Consider the following 17,314-nt stretch of genomic DNA (forward strand, 5'->3'; position numbering starts at 1 on the left):
CAATCATGCCGTGCGGCGCAGTATCAGCAGATGGCGTTGGCCTTGGCAACCGGGTACGGCCAGGGCGTGTTCGCTATCGAGTTTGAAGTCTGCCGGCAATGCTACCAGCTCATCGGCCGGATGAACGCCCTTCATTGCCAGCCAGCGCGTGTCGGCATCGCCGAGGTGGCGAGTCCAGTTGGTGAAGTTCTCCATACTGCTGAAAGCCCGGGAAATGATCCCGTTGAATGGCTGGGCAGGCTGGAAGGCTTCGACGCGACTGTGGATAACTTGCAGGTTATCCAGTTTGAGTTCGAGTTTGACCTGAGTCAGAAAGCGGGTTTTTTTGCCGTTGCTGTCCAGACAGGTGACTTGCGAGTCCGGATACAGGATCGCCAACGGGATCCCCGGCATGCCGCCGCCACTGCCGACGTCGAGCCAACGGCCGTTTTCGATGAAAGACATCACGCTCAAGCTATCGAGCAGATGCCGCGAAACCATTTCATCAGGATCGCGCACTGCAGTCAGGTTGTAGGCCTGGTTCCATTTGATCAACAGGGCCAGGTAACCCAGCAGCAATTCGTGCTGGGCTACGCTGAGATTGACACCGAGCTCGCGGGCTCCTGTGGATAACTCTTCGGCGTGTTGCGAAGTGACCTTAGAACTCAAGCGCTTTGCTCCAACTGACGGCCCGCGCCGCGTTTTTTCAAATGAATCATCAACAGCGAAATCGCTGCCGGGGTCACGCCCGGGATCCGCGAAGCCTGGCCGAGCGTCTCCGGACGCGTCGCACCGAGCTTGCTCTGAATCTCCTTGGAGAGACCGGAAATGTTGGTGTAATCGATATCCACAGGCAATTTCGTGTCTTCACTGGCGCGCAGACGGGCGATTTCGTCCTGTTGACGGTCGATGTAACCGGCGTATTTGGTCTTGATTTCAACCTGTTCGGCGACCTGTGGATCTTCGGCGCCCTGCCCGGTCACTTCGACCAGACCAGCGTAGTCGATTTCCGGACGGCTCAAGAGGTTGAGCAAGTTGTATTCGTGAGTCAGCGGCGTGCCGAATTTTTCCGCAATCGCATCGCCCTGCTGGGTGCCCGGGCGAACCCAGGTGCTCTTCAGGCGCTGCTCTTCCAGTTCGATGCTTTCGCGTTTCTTGCAGAAGGCCGCCCAACGCGCGTCATCGACCAGACCCAGTTCACGACCTTTTTCGGTCAGACGCAGGTCGGCGTTGTCCTCGCGCAGAATCAGGCGGTACTCGGCACGGGAAGTGAACATGCGGTACGGCTCTTGGGTACCGAGGGTGATCAGGTCGTCGACCAGCACGCCGATGTACGCCTCATCGCGACGCGGACACCAGGCTTCTTTGCCCTTCGCGCGCAGCGCAGCGTTGGCCCCGGCGAGCAAACCTTGCGCACCGGCTTCTTCGTAACCAGTGGTGCCGTTGATCTGGCCAGCAAAGAACAGGCCGCCGATAACTTTGGTTTCCAGGCTGTATTTCAGGTCACGCGGGTCGAAGTAGTCGTACTCGATCGCATAACCCGGACGCACGATGTGCGCGTTTTCCATGCCGCGGATCGATTGCACGATCTGCAATTGCACGTCGAACGGCAAGCTTGTGGATATCCCGTTCGGGTACAGCTCATGGGTGGTCAGGCCTTCCGGCTCGATGAACACCTGATGGCTTTCCTTGTCGGCAAAGCGATGAATCTTGTCTTCGATCGACGGGCAGTAGCGCGGACCGATGCCCTCGATTTCGCCGGCAGCGGAATACATCGGCGAACGATCGAGGTTCGCCGCGATGATTTCGTGGGTGCGCGCGTTGGTATGGGTAATCCAGCAACTGACCTGGCGCGGATGCTGTTCTTTTTTGCCCATGAACGACATGACGGGGATCGGCGTATCGCCCGGTTGCTCGGTCATGACCGAGAAATCCACAGATTTGCCATCGATGCGCGGTGGCGTACCGGTTTTCAGGCGACCGACACGCAGCGGCAGTTCACGCAGACGATGTGCCAGGGCGATCGATGGCGGGTCACCGGCACGACCGCCGGAGAAATTCTGCAAACCGATGTGGATAAGTCCACCGAGGAACGTACCAGTGGTCAACACCACGGAATCGGCGAAGAACCGCAGACCCATTTGCGTGACAACACCGCGAACCTGGTCCTGCTCGACGATCAGGTCGTCAGCGGCCTGTTGAAATATCCACAGGTTCGGTTGGTTTTCCAGAATTTCGCGGACAGCGGCCTTGTACAAAATACGGTCGGCTTGCGCACGAGTCGCTCGTACGGCCGGACCTTTGCGGCTGTTCAATACGCGAAACTGGATGCCGCCCAGATCGGTAGCCATGGCCATCGCGCCGCCGAGGGCGTCGATTTCCTTGACCAGATGGCTTTTGCCAATGCCACCGATGGCCGGGTTGCAGCTCATGGCACCGAGGGTTTCCACGTTATGCGTCAGCAACAGGGTTTTTGCCCCCATACGTGCTGAGGCCAGTGCTGCCTCGGTACCGGCATGACCGCCGCCGATGACGATCACTTCAAAACGGGAAGGGAAATCCACCACGCACCTCGTGCCTGCTTAAGTAGGTATTCAGGAATAGTTTGAGATCAGGTTTCTGGACCTGGTCGACAAGTATAGGGACTTCGCCCTTCCTAAAGAACCCTTTGCACAAAATTTAACCAGCTGTGGAGAACTCGAGGTTAAAAGAATAAAAAAGAGAGAAATTTATAAAACCTTTGTTTTAATGCTTATTCTTACTGACCGACCTTTCTGTGGATAGATTGCTACAGGCCTTATTATTCAATGTGTACAGGGTTTCAAAACCCTGTTATCAGGTCCTCGGGAGGCCCTTGGATAACCGGTTTAAGCCTGTGGATGAATGGGGTGGTTATCCACAGAGGCAGTTATATCCAGTTTTCACGCCCTGTTATCAACTGACCTCATTGGCAGTTATTCACAGGGCTTAATCCACAGAAATCAGCTGAATGATTGGTTGGCGGGCAAGGGAAATCCGCCCAGGGCGAGAGAGTCTGCCCGGCACTGGAGAAAGGAATTGAGAAATGAGGAGTGCAGACAGGCCGCGAACGGGCCTGTCTGTGAACAGCAGAAGGGTTATTTACCGATGCAGAAGCTGGAGAAGATCCGGCCAAGCAGGTCATCGGAGCTGAATGCCCCGGTTATTTCTCCCAGGGAGTGCTGGGCCTGACGTAAATCTTCGGCCAGCAGCTCACCGGCACCGGCCAACGTCAGCTGTGCGCGACCATGTTCCAGCGCTGCACTGGCATGGCGCAGAGCCTCCAGATGACGGCGACGGGCACTGAAGCTGCTTTCCGAGGTTTGCTCATAGCCCATGCAGGCCTTGAGGTGTTCGCGCAGCAACTCCAGACCATCGCCGGCGGATTTGGCGCTAAGGCTTATGGTCACGTGGCCATCGTCGCTGACTTCCAGGGCAATCGCTTCACCCGTCAGGTCAGCCTTGTTGCGAATCAAGGTGACTTTGGCCGGATCCGGACGGGTTTCGAGGAATTCCGGCCAAAGGGCAAACGGGTCTGCAGCTTCCGGCGCGGTGGCATCGACTACCAGCAGCACCCGATCCGCTTCAGTGATCGCTTTCAACGCACGCTCGACGCCGATCTTTTCCACCTGATCATCGGTATCACGCAGACCTGCCGTATCGACAACATGCAGCGGCATGCCGTCGATGTGGATATGTTCGCGCAGGATATCGCGGGTGGTGCCGGCAATTTCGGTCACGATCGCGGCTTCGCGGCCGGCCAGGGCATTCAACAGACTGGACTTGCCGGCATTCGGACGACCGGCGATCACCACCGTCATGCCATCACGCAACAACGCGCCCTGCCCGGCTTCACGCAGCACGGTGGACAACTCTTCTCGCACCTTGTCGAGCATGCTCAGCACGTGGCCATCGGCGAGGAAGTCGATTTCCTCTTCCGGGAAGTCGATGGCGGCTTCGACGTAGATGCGCAGGCCGATCAGTTGTTCGGTGAGGTTATGCACACGCTGGGAAAACGCCCCCTGCAGGGAGCGCAAGGCATTGCGTGCAGCCTGTGCAGAACTGGCTTCGATCAGGTCGGCAATGGCCTCGGCCTGAGCCAGGTCCAGTTTGTCGTTGAGGAACGCGCGCTCGCTGAATTCACCCGGACGGGCCAAACGGCAACCCAGTTCCAGGCAACGCTTGAGCAACATGTCGAGAACGATCGGGCCACCGTGTCCCTGCAGTTCCAGCACGTCTTCGCCGGTGAACGAGTTGGGGCCCGGGAAATATAGCGCCAGACCTTCGTCCAGCACCTGCCGGTCATCACTGAAAAACGGCCCGTAATGCGCGTAACGCGGTTTCAGTTCGCGGCCGCTGATGGCTTTGGCCGCAACACTGGCCAACGGCCCGGAAATACGGACGATGCCGACACCGCCGCGACCTTGAGCGGTGGCGACAGCAGCGATGGTTTCACGAGGTACGCTCATAAACCGGAATCCAGACAAAAGTGGCAGATAGCAAAACGCCCCACTAGGGGGCGTTTTGAGTGGTGTTATCCACAGAGTAAGTTACGCCTCGGCTTTTTTCGTCGCCGCTTCGATCTTACGCGTGATGTACCACTGTTGGGCAATCGACAGGCAGTTGTTCACAACCCAGTACAGCACCAAACCAGCAGGGAACCACAGGAAGAAGAAGGTGAAGATGATTGGCATCATTTTCATGACCTTCGCCTGCATCGGATCCGGTGGAGTCGGGTTCAGACGCTGCTGGATGAACATGGTCGCGCCCATGATGATCGGCAGGATGAAGAACGGATCCTTGATCGACAGGTCAGTGATCCACAGCATGAATGGCGCTTGGCGCATTTCCACGCTTTCCAGCAGAACCCAGTACAGCGAAAGGAAAACCGGCATCTGCACGAGGATCGGCAAGCAGCCGCCCAGCGGATTGATCTTCTCTTTCTTGTACAGCTCCATCATGGCTTGCGACATTTTCTGCCGGTCATCGCCATGTTGCTCTTTCAGTGCAGCCAGTTTCGGTGCTACGGCACGCATGCGCGCCATGGATTTGTAGCTGGCAGCCGACAGCGGGAAGAAGATGCCCTTGATCAGCATGGTCAGGAAGATAATCGACCAGCCCCAGTTACCCACGATCGCGTGGATGTGTTGCAGCAACCAGAAGATCGGCTGAGCGATGAACCACAGAATGCCGTAGTCGACTGTCAGTTCCAGACCTGGGGATAACTGTTTCAGTACGGCCTGGCTTTTCGGCCCGGCGTAAAGAATGGCGCTGGTTTCAACTTTGGCACCCGGTGCAGCGGTCAGCGAAGGACCGGTGTAACCGATGATGTAGTTGCCTTTGCTGTCCTTACGCGTCTGAACAATGTTGTTTTCGCCCTTCGGCGCAACCCATGCAGTCACGAAGTAGTGTTGCAGCCAGGCTACCCAGCCACCGGTGACGGTTTCCTTGAGCTGACCTTTGTCCATGTCTTTCATGGACACTTTCTTGTACGGCTCGGAACTTGTCCACAGGGCGGCGCCCAGGTAAGTCGCGGTGCCGGTGGCAGTGGTCGACGAAGGGTCGGCACTGGCGTCGCGCTTCAGTTGGGCGAACATCGAACCCGACCAAGGCTGAGCGCTCTGGTTATCCACAAGGTAGGTCACGGTAACGTCATACAGGCCGCGTTTCAGGGTGAAACGCTTGATGTAGTTGACGCCGTCCTTGCTGAACTTCAGGTCGACGACCAATTGGTCCTGACCGTCAGTCAGTTGATAACTTTTCTTCTCCGAGGCGTAAACCGGACGACCGGCCGGGCTTGCGTCCGGACCGTTGGTGCCGATCAGGCCGCTTTGTGCCAGATAAGTACGTTCGCCGCCGTTGTCGAACAGCTGGAACGGTACATCAGGACGATCCTGACGACGTGGATACAGTGGCAAAGTCAGTTGAGCAACGTCACCGCCCTGGGGATCGATCGCCAGATCGAGCACGTCGGTTTTGACCTGGATCAGATCCTTGCTGGCAGCGACCGGGGTTTCCACAGGTGCGCTGGTGTCGCTTGCGGCACGCGGAATATCGTCACTGGCGGAAGCGTTATTGCCAGGAACGGTGTCCGGCAAACCGGATGCAGTCGTACTGGAAGCAACATTCTGAGTCGGCAGGGCAGCCTGGCCATAGTCCTGGTTCCATTTAAGAACCATAACGTAGGACACGATTGCCAGGGCGACGATCAGGATCGTGCGTTTGATATCCATGATTACTCGGCCATCGAAGAAGAACGGGAGGTAGGGATAGGTGGAACCGGGTCATAACCACCGGGATTCCACGGATGACAGCGACCTAAACGACGAAAGGCCAGCCAGCCACCGCGCAGAAGGCCATGATTTTCGATGGCTTCATACGCGTAGCAAGAACAACTGGGGTAGAAACGACAGTGACTGGCCATCAAAGGACTAATGGCGTAGCGATAAAACTGGATCGGAACGAGTGCCAGTTTACGCATCTGGACTGTCTACCCCTACAGTTTCGGTTTTGACTGCTGGAACTGGCTTGTTACGGGCCAGACGCTTCCAGAGTTTGCCGAAATGCTGAATCAATTCGGGGTTTTCTACATCGCCCAAACCTTTGCGCGCGACGATAACGATATCCCAGCCGACCAGAGAATCCTGGTGCAGACGGAACGATTCGCGCATCAGACGTTTGAGGCGATTGCGCTCAACGGAGAGCTTTACGCTCTTTTTCCCGATAACCAGCCCGAGACGGGGGTGATCAAGATCGTTGTTGCGCGCAAGGAGCAGGAGATTTTTCCCCGGAACCTTGCCGGTAGGGGAGTCAAAGACTGCCTTGAAATGCCGGGGGGTAAGCAGACGCTTTTCCCGACTGAAGTCCTGACTCACCTCCAGTACCGGATTATCAAACTGCCAGACGCGCACGACCTTTGGCGCGACGACGCGACAGGACAGCGCGACCGTTCTTGGTAGCCATGCGAGCACGGAAACCGTGGGTACGAGCGCGTTTGATAGTGCTTGGTTGGAAAGTACGTTTCATGTCGTGTTACCTGGTTCGTCCACAACGGGCCGGAATGGCCCCCGTTTTAAGAGACCGGGGATTCTAGAGAAAGCAAGCCCGCAGGTCAATTTCCAACCAACGTTTCCTTATAAATAGATCTCTGGAGCTTGCGGAAGCGAAATCCTGTTTGCCAGACATAAAAATAAAGAAGGGAATTATTTAAAGCTTTTCTGTAAAGCTTGTAAAAGCTAGGGCAGCCGTCTTCTGTGGATAACCACCTTCAGCCCTTGTAGAGCGTGATGTACAGAGAATGACAACTACAGTGGAAAACCGTGTTCAGCCTGTGCTGCGCTGTCGGATAACCTGTGTGTGGAATGGCCTGTTATCCACAGGCTGGTTATCCACCGAGTTCCACCCCCAGTTGTCCAGTGCCCTCAGAGGCGGTTATCCACAGAGCTTATGCACACACCGTTGGTCGCCTTTTTACCGGTTAACGCATTGATTAATCATGGTCACCACACAACCTGCATGTGGATAAGTGGACGGCTCGCCGCTACAATGACCGCTTGTTTTTGCCTCACCGGCTTTCAACTTAGGGGATATCCGTGTCAGTGGAACTTTGGCAGCAGTGCGTGGAGCTTTTGCGCGAGGAGCTGCCTGCCCAACAATTCAACACCTGGATCCGTCCACTACAGGTCGAAGCCGAAGGCGACGAGTTGCGCGTCTACGCACCGAACCGTTTTGTGCTGGACTGGGTCAACGAAAAGTACCTCGGTCGCGTCCTTGAACTGCTGGATGAGCACGGCAACGGCATGGCGCCAGCGCTTTCCTTATTAATAGGCAGCAAACGCAGCTCGGCACCGCGTGCCGCGCCGAACGCGCCGTTGGCCGCTGCGCAGGTGTCCCAGGCTCAGGCCAATACCGTGCCGGCCAGTGCGCCAGCACCCGCTCCAAGTGCAGCTCCGGCCAAGCGCTCGACGCAGAAAACCGAGGAAGTCAGTGAAGAGCCGTCCCGCGACAGCTTTGACCCGATGGCCGGTGCGGCCTCGCAACAGGCCCCGGTTCGCGCCGAACAGCGCACCGTTCAGGTCGAAGGCGCGCTCAAGCACACCAGTTACCTGAACCGCACCTTCACCTTCGAGAATTTCGTCGAAGGCAAGTCCAACCAGCTCGCCCGCGCGGCAGCCTGGCAGGTGGCGGACAATCCCAAGCACGGTTACAACCCGCTGTTCCTTTATGGCGGCGTCGGCCTGGGTAAAACTCACTTGATGCACGCAGTGGGTAACCATTTATTAAAGAAGAACCCGAATGCCAAGGTTGTGTACCTGCATTCCGAGCGCTTCGTGGCCGACATGGTCAAGGCGCTGCAACTGAACGCGATCAACGAGTTCAAGCGTTTCTACCGTTCGGTGGACGCTCTGCTGATCGACGATATTCAGTTCTTCGCCCGTAAAGAGCGTTCCCAGGAAGAGTTTTTCCACACCTTCAACGCCCTGCTTGAAGGTGGCCAGCAGGTCATTCTTACCAGTGACCGCTACCCGAAAGAAATCGAAGGCCTTGAAGAGCGCCTCAAATCCCGCTTCGGTTGGGGCCTGACGGTTGCCGTCGAGCCGCCGGAGCTGGAAACCCGTGTGGCGATCTTGATGAAGAAGGCCGACCAGGCCAAAGTCGAGTTGCCTCACGATGCGGCGTTCTTCATCGCCCAACGAATTCGTTCCAACGTCCGTGAGCTGGAAGGCGCGCTGAAACGCGTGATCGCCCACTCGCACTTCATGGGCCGCGACATCACCATCGAGTTGATCCGCGAATCCCTGAAAGACTTGTTGGCACTGCAGGACAAACTGGTCTCTGTGGATAACATTCAGCGCACTGTCGCCGAGTACTACAAGATCAAGATTTCCGACCTGCTGTCCAAGCGCCGTTCGCGCTCGGTGGCACGTCCGCGTCAGGTGGCCATGGCGCTGTCCAAGGAGCTGACCAACCACAGCCTGCCGGAAATCGGCGATGTGTTTGGTGGTCGCGACCACACGACGGTGTTGCACGCCTGCCGCAAGATCAACGAACTTAAGGAATCCGACGCGGACATCCGCGAGGACTACAAGAACCTGCTGCGTACACTGACCACTTGATGAACTCCAGCGCAGCTTATTAAGGCAAGGGACTAGACCATGCATTTCACCATTCAACGCGAAGCCCTGTTGAAACCCCTGCAACTGGTCGCAGGCGTTGTCGAGCGCCGACAGACCTTGCCGGTACTGTCCAACGTGCTGTTGGTCGTCGATGGCCAGCAACTGTCGCTGACCGGTACCGATCTGGAAGTCGAGCTGGTCGGTCGCGTGCAACTCGAAGAGCCGGCTGAAACCGGCTCCATCACCGTGCCTGCGCGCAAGCTGATGGACATCTGCAAGAGCCTGCCCAACGACGCGCTGATCGACATCAAGGTCGACGAGCAGAAGCTGGTCGTGAAGGCCGGCCGTAGCCGTTTCACCCTGTCGACCCTGCCCGCCAATGATTTCCCGACGGTTGAAGAAGGCCCGGGTTCGCTGACCTGCAGCCTGGAGCAGAGCAAACTGCGTCGCCTGATCGAACGCACCAGCTTCGCCATGGCCCAGCAGGATGTGCGCTACTACCTCAACGGTATGCTGCTGGAAGTCTCGGCCGGTGTGATCCGCGCCGTGGCAACCGACGGTCACCGTCTGGCCATGTGCTCGATGCAGGCCGATATCGGTCAGCCGGATCGTCACCAGGTGATCGTGCCACGCAAAGGCATTCTGGAACTGGCGCGTCTGCTCACCGAGCCGGATGGCAACGTCAGCATCGTTCTGGGTCAGCACCACATCCGCGCCACCACCGGCGAATTCACCTTCACCTCGAAGTTGGTCGACGGCAAGTTCCCGGATTACGAGCGCGTTCTGCCGAAGGGTGGCGACAAGCTGGTACTCGGCGATCGTCAGGCCCTGCGTGAAGCGTTCAGCCGTACCGCGATTCTGTCCAACGAGAAGTACCGCGGCATCCGTCTGCAACTGGCCAATGGTCAGTTGAAGATCCAGGCCAACAACCCGGAGCAGGAAGAAGCGGAAGAAGAAGTGGGCGTTGAATACAACGGCGGTTCGCTGGAAATCGGCTTCAACGTGAGCTACCTGCTCGACGTGCTGGGCGTGATGACCACCGAACAGGTTCGCCTGATCCTGTCCGACTCCAACAGCAGTGCGCTGGTGCAAGAGTCCGACAATGACGACTCGGCTTATGTTGTCATGCCGATGCGTCTGTAATCAGCTGATTCTGGATGTCCTTAAGTCGTGTTTCGGTCACCGCGGTGCGTAATCTGCACCCGGTGACCTTCTCCCCCTCCCCCCGCATCAACATTCTTTACGGCGCCAACGGCAGCGGCAAAACCAGTGTTCTGGAAGCCATTCATCTGCTGGGGCTTGCCCGTTCGTTTCGTAGCACGCGGCTGTTGCCGGTCATCCAGTACGAGCAACTCGCCTGCACCGTGTTCGGTCAGGTCGAATTGGCCGAGGGTGGTCACAGTGCGTTGGGGATATCTCGCGACCGTCAGGGCGAGTTCCAGATCCGCATCGACGGGCAGAACGCTCGCAGTGCCGCGCAACTGGCCGAGATCCTGCCATTGCAACTGATCAACCCCGACAGCTTCCGCCTGCTCGAAGGTGCGCCGAAGATTCGCCGGCAGTTTCTCGATTGGGGCGTGTTCCACGTCGAACCGCGTTTCATGGCGACCTGGCAGCGTTTGCAGAAGGCCTTGCGCCAGAGAAACTCCTGGCTGCGGCATGGTACACTTGACGCCGTTTCGCAAGCGGTTTGGGACAGGGAACTGTGCCAGGCCAGCGCTGAAATCGATGAATACCGCCGCGCTTACATCAAAGCCTTGAAACCAGTCTTTGAACAAACCTTGAGCGAACTGGTTGAGCTTGAAGGTTTGACGCTCAGCTATTACCGAGGCTGGGACAAGGACCGGGAATTGAGTGCCGTACTGGCTGGCTCCGTGCAACGGGACCAGCAAATGGGTCATACCCAGGCCGGACCGCAACGCGCTGACTTGCGCCTTAGATTGGGCGCACACAATGCCGCGGACATCTTGTCCCGGGGTCAGCAGAAGCTGGTGGTTTGTGCCTTGCGAATTGCCCAGGGGCATCTGGTGAGCCAGGCCCGACGCGGCCAGTGTATTTATCTGGTGGATGACTTGCCGTCCGAGCTGGACGAGAGCCACCGTCGCGCGCTGTGCCGCTTGCTGGAAGACTTACGCTGCCAGGTTTTCATCACCTGTGTAGATCACGAATTATTGAGGGAAGGCTGGCAGACGGAAACGCCAGTCGCTCTGTTCCACGTGGAACAGGGCCGTATCACCCAGACCCACGACCATCGGGAGTGAAGGCATTGAGCGAAGAAAATACGTACGACTCAACGAGCATTAAAGTGCTGAAAGGCCTGGATGCCGTACGCAAACGTCCCGGTATGTACATTGGTGACACCGACGATGGCAGCGGTCTGCACCACATGGTGTTCGAGGTGGTCGACAACTCGATCGACGAAGCCCTCGCCGGCCACTGCGACGACATCAGCATCATCATCCACCCGGATGAGTCCATTACCGTCAAAGACAACGGCCGTGGCATCCCGGTAGACGTGCACAAAGAGGAAGGCGTTTCCGCCGCCGAGGTCATCATGACCGTCCTCCACGCTGGCGGTAAGTTCGACGATAACTCCTACAAGGTATCCGGCGGTCTGCACGGTGTAGGTGTGTCGGTCGTGAACGCCCTGTCCGAAGAGCTGGTACTGACCGTACGCCGCAGCGGCAAGATCTGGGAACAGACCTACGTCCACGGCGTGCCTCAGGCTCCTATGGCGATCGTTGGCGACAGTGAAACCACAGGTACCCAGATCCACTTCAAGGCTTCCAGCGAAACCTTCAAGAATATTCACTTCAGCTGGGACATCCTGGCCAAGCGCATTCGTGAACTGTCCTTCCTCAACTCCGGTGTCGGCATCGTCCTCAAGGACGAGCGCAGCGGCAAGGAAGAGCTGTTCAAGTACGAAGGCGGCCTGCGTGCGTTCGTTGAATACCTGAACACCAACAAGACTGCGGTCAACCAGGTGTTCCACTTCAACATCCAGCGTGAAGACGGCATCGGCGTGGAAATCGCCCTGCAATGGAACGACAGCTTCAACGAGAACCTGTTGTGCTTCACCAACAACATTCCGCAGCGCGACGGCGGTACTCACCTGGTGGGTTTCCGTTCCGCACTGACGCGTAACCTGAACAACTATATCGAGCAGGAAGGTCTGGCGAAGAAGCACAAAGTCGCCACCACCGGTGACGATGCCCGCGAAGGTCTGACCGCGATCATCTCGGTGAAAGTGCCGGATCCGAAGTTCAGCTCGCAGACCAAAGACAAACTGGTGTCTTCCGAAGTGAAGACCGCGGTCGAGCAGGAGATGGGCAAGTACTTCTCCGACTTCCTGCTGGAAAACCCGAACGAAGCCAAGCTGGTCGTCGGCAAGATGATCGACGCGGCGCGTGCCCGTGAAGCGGCACGCAAGGCCCGTGAGATGACCCGCCGCAAAGGCGCGTTGGACATCGCCGGCCTGCCGGGCAAGCTCGCTGACTGCCAGGAAAAAGATCCTGCGCTGTCCGAACTGTACCTCGTGGAAGGTGACTCCGCGGGCGGCTCTGCCAAGCAGGGACGTAACCGCAAGACTCAGGCGATCCTGCCGCTGAAGGGCAAGATCCTCAACGTCGAGAAAGCACGCTTCGACAAGATGATCTCGTCCCAGGAAGTGGGCACGCTGATCACTGCACTCGGCTGCGGTATCGGTCGCGAAGAGTACAACATCGACAAGCTGCGCTATCACAACATCATCATCATGACCGATGCTGACGTCGACGGTTCGCACATCCGTACCCTGCTGCTGACCTTCTTCTTCCGTCAGTTGCCGGAACTGATCGAGCGCGGCTACATCTACATCGCCCAGCCGCCGCTGTACAAGGTCAAGAAAGGCAAGCAAGAGCAATACATCAAAGACGACGACGCCATGGAAGAGTACATGACGCAGTCGGCTCTGGAAGATGCGAGCCTGCACCTGAACGAAGAGGCTCCGGGCATTTCCGGTGAAGCGCTCGAGCGTCTGGTGAACGACTTCCGCATGGTGATGAAGACCCTCAAGCGTCTGTCGCGCCTGTACCCGCAGGAACTGACCGAACACTTCATCTACCTGCCGGCCGTGAGCCTGGAAATGCTCGGCGACCACGCCAAGATGCAGGACTGGCTGGCTCAGTACGAAGTGCGTCTGCGCACCGTCGAGAAGTCGGGTCTGGTCTACAAGGCCAGCCTGCGTGAAGATCGTGAACGTGGCGTGTGGCTGCCAGAGGTCGAGCTGATCTCCCACGGCCTGTCGAACTACGTCACCTTCAACCGCGACTTCTTCGGCAGCAACGACTACAAGACCGTCGTCACCCTCGGCGCTCAACTGAGCACCCTGCTCGACGAAGGCGCGTACATCCAGCGTGGCGAGCGCAAGAAAGCGGTCACCGAGTTCAAGGAAGCCCTCGACTGGCTGATGGCCGAAAGCACCAAGCGCCACACCATCCAGCGCTACAAAGGTCTGGGCGAAATGAACCCGGATCAGCTGTGGGAAACCACCATGGACCCAAGCGTGCGCCGCATGCTGAAAGTCACCATCGAAGACGCCATTGGCGCAGACCAGATCTTCAACACCCTGATGGGTGATGCGGTCGAACCTCGCCGTGACTTCATCGAGAGCAATGCGCTGGCGGTTTCGAACCTGGATTTCTGATCCTGGTCGGCGGCAAATAAAAAGGCCAACGCTCATGCGTTGGCCTTTTTATTGGCAGATCAAAAGATCGCAGCCTACGGCAGCTCCAGATGGATTACCGGTAGGAGCTGCCGCAGGCCGCGATCTTTTGATTTTTACTCGGATGCAACCGTCACACTCTCCAACCGATACCCATACCCATAAATCGTCAGCAACTGCCAACCCCGATCCGCCGTCAGCCCCAGCTTGTTGCGCAGGCGATAGATGTGCGTATCCAGCGGCCGTGACGACGCCACTTCTTCGTGGGGCCAGAAGCGTTCGTACAGGTACTCCCGCGACAATGGCCGACCCAAGTTACTGAACAGGCAGCGCGCCAAGCGGTATTCACGCTCCGTCATGACCACTGCCTTGCCCTCGCGGGTGACGCTCAGTTCGGCGTCGTCGAAGGTCAGGTCATTGAAACTCAGGACTTCAGCAGCGCTGCTACGTTGCTGGCTGTGCCGGCGCAGTACGGCGGCGACTCGGGCTTTCAGCTCGTTGGGGCGGAACGGTTTGCTGACGTAATCGTCGGCACCGGCGTTCAGCGCCTGGACGATATCGCTCTCGCCGTCGCGGCTGGTCAGCATGATTGCGGCGGGCGGCGCCTCCATGTGTTCGCGGGTCCAGCGCAGGAGTGCCAGGCCGGACAGGTCGGGCAGTTGCCAGTCGAGGATCAGCAGGTCGAAGGTGTCCCGGCGCAATTGGCGCAACAGGTCCTCGCTCCGTTCAAAGCTGTGCAACGACCAAGGCTGGTCTCCCTCCGCAGCCATCTGCTGCAGGGTTTGCTCGACCCGACGCAGTTCGGCGGGTTCATCGTCCAGTATCGCAACGCGCATACGCGTGGGTTCCTTGTTGCTTGAGCAGTGGCCGGCAACCCTGAAGGCTCGGCCTGTGCGGTAAAAGTAAGCAGTCCACCATCGGTCGACGTCCGCTATGATTCTTCGGATCTACATCCTCAGACCTGTGGCCCATGAAACCATTCACTGTCCCCTGCCCTGTTTGTCATGAATAGCCCGCGTCGGCGTGAAAGCCGCGAGCCAAGTCAGGTCCAGCGTCTGTTTCGACGGCTGGTGCGTGAGTGGTTGTGGATAAGTCTAGTGCTGTTGCCGCTGACTGCCTTGTTGTCGTATCGCGCGCAGATCAATCTGCACGACGTGGTACCGATGTGGAGCGCGTTGCTTTCGGTAGGGCTGGTAGCCTGCGTACTCGGATTGCTGCTGTGGCGCCCGCGCTGGGCGATCTGGGTGACATCGTGCGGTGTGGCTTGTGTGCTGCTGGCTAGCGCCGGGCTGGCGGAAGTTCGACACTGGTGGTCACCGACTCCAGCGGCGCTGGGCATGTTGTTCGGCTACCTGATCTGGAACTGGCGGCGCCTGAGTGTGGTGCTGACGTATTTTGGCTGGGAGCTGGCCCGACTGGACCGCGAGCCGAAAGTATTTCCCGAGCGGCGCCGTGCGCAATTCACCAGCGCTGATCAGCTGCAGGGCCAGATCATGGCACTGGAGCAAGCCATGAGCCGCACCCGCGATACCCGGCGTTTCATTGCCGACGGTCTGGAATACCTGCCGGTGGCGACGCTGATCAGCGATCCCAAGGGGCAGATTCTGCTGGGAAACCGCAAGGCCCGGGTATTGTTCGATGACCCGCTGGTCGGTGACTATGTTCTCGAGCAACTGGCCCGCCTCGGTTATCCGGAATTGTCCACAGAACCACGCCCGGCGCTGTCGGACCTGACGCTGCTGGAGTTTCGCGATCACAAGGAACGCAGTTTGCGTCTGGAACGGGCGGCTTTGCTGCCGGTGGATGGCGATACTCCCATCGGCTGGCTGCTGAGCCTCACCGATCTGAGCGCCGAACGCGCCGCAGAAGAACAGCGTGGGGTCTTGCTGCGGTTCCTTTCCCACGATCTGCGCGCCCCGCATTCGGCGATTTTGGCCCTGCTCGATGTACATCGCCATCAAGCCGGCGCGGATTCACCGCTGTTCGAGCAGATCGAGCGCCAGGTACGCCGGGCGCTCGATCTGACTGACGGTTTTGTTCTGCTGGCGCGAGCCGAGTCCGAGGCTTATCAGTTCCAGCCCAGTCTGTTCGCGATGCTGGTGCTGGACGTACTGGATCAGGCGCTGCCCATTGCTCAGCAGAAAAGCATCAAACTGCTGCACACGATGGACGAACAATCCCAGGAGCGTCTGATCAACGCTGACCAGGGCCTGCTGACCCGCGCCTTGTTCAACCTGCTGGAGAACGCCATCAAGTACAGCCCGGTCGGTACCACGATCAAGTTGAACGTCAGTTGCCAGGGTGAGTGGCTATGCTGTGAATTGACCGATCAGGGCAAAGGCATTGCCGCCGAGGAGCTGCCGGATCTGTTCACCCAGTACCGGCGCTTTTCGTCGGCGCAGGGGATTGATGGCGTCGGGTTGGGGCTGTCGATGGTCAAGGCAGTAGTCGACCATCATGGCGGTAACATCGAGTGCCACAGTATCGTCGATCAAGGCACCACGTTCCGGCTGCAGTTACCGCTTATCTGCGAGTGAACAGGCACAAAAAAACCGGCTATATCAGCCGGTTTTTTTACTTCCGAAAAAAACTTATGCACCTTTTACGATGTTTTATGAGCTTGAGAAATATATAAGTAAATCAATTGGTTACTTTCAATATTCAGGCTTTTTCAACAAAACCGTACACAGGTTATCCACAAAATCTCAGACAGCCACCTGATCATTCGCGGCAGGCGCCTGCGGTGCTGGTGGCAGCGAACCCATTTCGCGCTGGGTCTGTTCGTTCCAGGCCTGTACCCGGTCGTTCAGCTCGGCGATGGCGCGCGGACCAGTGCCTTCGGCATACATCGGCTCGCCGATGACCACGGTGATCACACCCGACGTCTTGCCCCAGCCGATTTTCGGCCAGAACTTGCCGGCATTGTGTGCAATCGGCAGCACCGGAAGCGCCGCATTTACCGCCAACGCGCTGCCACTGCGCGAGAACTTGCCGACAGTGCCGTAGGGAACCCGGGTGCCTTCAGGGAAGATCAAGACCCAGACGTTGTCCTTGAGCAGTTCATCGCCCTTGGCCGCGACTTGTTTGAGCGCCGCTTTCGGGTTGTCGCGGTCAATCGCGATCGGCCGCAGCATGGCCATGGCCCAACCGAAGAACGGTACGTAGAGCAATTCACGCTTGAGCACCTGGCTCAAGGGCGAGAAATAAGCAGAGAGAAAGAACGTCTCCCAAGTGCTCTGGTGGTTCGACTGAATCACGCAGGGCCGGTCCGGCACGTTTTCCGCGCCTTTGATCTCGTAACGAATGCCGAGAAACACCTTGGTCAACCACAAGGCACAACGGCACCAGTACACGTTGATGAAGCGATAGCGCGCCTTGAACGGCAGAAAGGGCGCGATAAAAAAGCTCAGGCTGCACCACAGCAAGGCAGTGGTGCCCAGCAGCAGGTAAAAGAGAAAAATTCTGATGGCCTGCAGTATCGACATGGCGACGTTTACCG

General features: G+C 58.0%; 14 protein-coding genes. 5 read left to right on the plus strand and 9 right to left on the minus strand.

Annotated features, from left to right (window positions below; genetic code table 11):
* Positions 1-3: 3 nt before the first annotated feature.
* From rsmG to rpmH, 7 genes are all read right to left on the minus strand, one after another.
* Positions 4-648, minus strand: a complete 645-nt coding sequence (rsmG, locus tag KCG87_RS03065) for a 16S rRNA (guanine(527)-N(7))-methyltransferase RsmG (RefSeq protein WP_210556219.1) — start codon at positions 646-648, stop codon at positions 4-6.
* Positions 645-2,543: a tRNA uridine-5-carboxymethylaminomethyl(34) synthesis enzyme MnmG gene (mnmG, locus tag KCG87_RS03070; RefSeq protein ID WP_210556217.1), complete on the minus strand. Its 1,899-nt coding sequence runs from the start codon at positions 2,541-2,543 to the stop codon at positions 645-647. The genes rsmG and mnmG overlap by 4 nt, the downstream gene beginning before the upstream one ends.
* Positions 2,544-3,095: 552 nt before the next feature.
* On the minus strand, positions 3,096-4,466 hold the full coding sequence (gene mnmE / locus KCG87_RS03075; RefSeq protein ID WP_210556215.1) for a tRNA uridine-5-carboxymethylaminomethyl(34) synthesis GTPase MnmE: 1,371 nt from the start codon (positions 4,464-4,466) through the stop codon (positions 3,096-3,098).
* An 81-nt stretch (positions 4,467-4,547) separates the two neighbouring features.
* Positions 4,548-6,230 carry a membrane protein insertase YidC gene (gene yidC / locus KCG87_RS03080; protein ID WP_134785066.1) on the minus strand — a complete coding sequence of 561 codons (1,683 nt, stop codon included), beginning with the start codon at positions 6,228-6,230 and terminating at the stop codon, positions 4,548-4,550.
* Positions 6,231-6,232: 2 nt separating this feature from the next.
* Entirely contained in the window at positions 6,233-6,478 is a 246-nt protein-coding gene (yidD, locus tag KCG87_RS03085; protein ID WP_080761984.1) for a membrane protein insertion efficiency factor YidD, read from the minus strand.
* Positions 6,471-6,872, minus strand: coding sequence for a ribonuclease P protein component (rnpA, locus tag KCG87_RS03090; protein WP_011336726.1), 402 nt, complete (start codon positions 6,870-6,872; stop codon positions 6,471-6,473). Before rnpA ends, yidD begins: the two co-directional genes overlap by 8 nt.
* A gap of 16 nt (positions 6,873-6,888) precedes the next feature.
* Positions 6,889-7,023, minus strand: coding sequence for a 50S ribosomal protein L34 (gene rpmH, locus KCG87_RS03095; protein WP_003213577.1), 135 nt, complete (start codon positions 7,021-7,023; stop codon positions 6,889-6,891).
* A gap of 566 nt (positions 7,024-7,589) precedes the next feature.
* Here rpmH and dnaA point away from each other — a divergent pair.
* Genes dnaA through gyrB form a run of 4 tightly spaced genes read left to right on the plus strand, consistent with a single transcriptional unit; the run spans position 7,590 to position 13,797 of the window.
* On the plus strand, positions 7,590-9,113 hold the full coding sequence (gene dnaA / locus KCG87_RS03100; protein ID WP_095139791.1) for a chromosomal replication initiator protein DnaA: 1,524 nt from the start codon (positions 7,590-7,592) through the stop codon (positions 9,111-9,113).
* Between the two features lie 39 nt (positions 9,114-9,152).
* Positions 9,153-10,256: a DNA polymerase III subunit beta gene (gene dnaN, locus KCG87_RS03105; RefSeq protein ID WP_003220202.1), complete on the plus strand. Its 1,104-nt coding sequence runs from the start codon at positions 9,153-9,155 to the stop codon at positions 10,254-10,256.
* 14 nt (positions 10,257-10,270) lie between these two features.
* On the plus strand, positions 10,271-11,374 hold the full coding sequence (gene recF, locus KCG87_RS03110) for a DNA replication/repair protein RecF (RefSeq protein WP_003220208.1): 1,104 nt from the start codon (positions 10,271-10,273) through the stop codon (positions 11,372-11,374).
* A gap of 5 nt (positions 11,375-11,379) precedes the next feature.
* A complete protein-coding gene (gene gyrB / locus KCG87_RS03115) occupies positions 11,380-13,797 on the plus strand; it encodes a DNA topoisomerase (ATP-hydrolyzing) subunit B (RefSeq protein ID WP_007960764.1) in 2,418 nt (805 codons plus the stop codon).
* A gap of 134 nt (positions 13,798-13,931) precedes the next feature.
* Here gyrB and KCG87_RS03120 read toward each other — a convergent pair whose 3' ends face one another.
* Complete coding sequence (locus tag KCG87_RS03120) at positions 13,932-14,651, minus strand: response regulator transcription factor (RefSeq protein ID WP_210556213.1); 720 nt, start codon at positions 14,649-14,651, stop codon at positions 13,932-13,934.
* Positions 14,652-14,819: 168 nt separating this feature from the next.
* On the opposite strand from KCG87_RS03120, the gene KCG87_RS03125 reads away from it, so the two are divergent.
* Complete coding sequence (locus KCG87_RS03125) at positions 14,820-16,352, plus strand: HAMP domain-containing sensor histidine kinase (RefSeq protein WP_098966423.1); 1,533 nt, start codon at positions 14,820-14,822, stop codon at positions 16,350-16,352.
* A 168-nt stretch (positions 16,353-16,520) separates the two neighbouring features.
* On the opposite strand, the gene KCG87_RS03130 is transcribed toward KCG87_RS03125, so the two are convergent.
* Positions 16,521-17,300 (minus strand): lysophospholipid acyltransferase family protein, encoded by a 780-nt coding sequence (locus KCG87_RS03130; protein WP_098966425.1) that lies wholly within the window; start codon positions 17,298-17,300, stop codon positions 16,521-16,523.
* Between the last annotated feature and the right edge of the window lie 14 nt (positions 17,301-17,314).

Source organism: Pseudomonas sp. MWU347, from assembly GCF_017947305.1.
GTDB lineage: Bacteria > Pseudomonadota > Gammaproteobacteria > Pseudomonadales > Pseudomonadaceae > Aquipseudomonas > Aquipseudomonas putida_A.

What these genes read in the sequence shown, in the direction of transcription:
- KCG87_RS03130 (WP_098966425.1), bottom strand. Translation starts at nt 17,300, where the DNA reads ATGTCGATACTGCAGGCCATCAGAATTTTTCTCTTTTACCTGCTGCTG.
- rpmH (WP_003213577.1), bottom strand. Translation starts at nt 7,023, where the DNA reads ATGAAACGTACTTTCCAACCAAGCACTATCAAACGCGCTCGTACCCAC.
- KCG87_RS03125 (WP_098966423.1), top strand. Translation starts at nt 14,820, where the DNA reads ATGAATAGCCCGCGTCGGCGTGAAAGCCGCGAGCCAAGTCAGGTCCAG.
- recF (WP_003220208.1), top strand. Translation starts at nt 10,271, where the DNA reads ATGTCCTTAAGTCGTGTTTCGGTCACCGCGGTGCGTAATCTGCACCCG.
- yidC (WP_134785066.1), bottom strand. Translation starts at nt 6,230, where the DNA reads ATGGATATCAAACGCACGATCCTGATCGTCGCCCTGGCAATCGTGTCC.
- yidD (WP_080761984.1), bottom strand. Translation starts at nt 6,478, where the DNA reads ATGCGTAAACTGGCACTCGTTCCGATCCAGTTTTATCGCTACGCCATT.
- mnmE (WP_210556215.1), bottom strand. Translation starts at nt 4,466, where the DNA reads ATGAGCGTACCTCGTGAAACCATCGCTGCTGTCGCCACCGCTCAAGGT.
- dnaN (WP_003220202.1), top strand. Translation starts at nt 9,153, where the DNA reads ATGCATTTCACCATTCAACGCGAAGCCCTGTTGAAACCCCTGCAACTG.
- KCG87_RS03120 (WP_210556213.1), bottom strand. Translation starts at nt 14,651, where the DNA reads ATGCGCGTTGCGATACTGGACGATGAACCCGCCGAACTGCGTCGGGTC.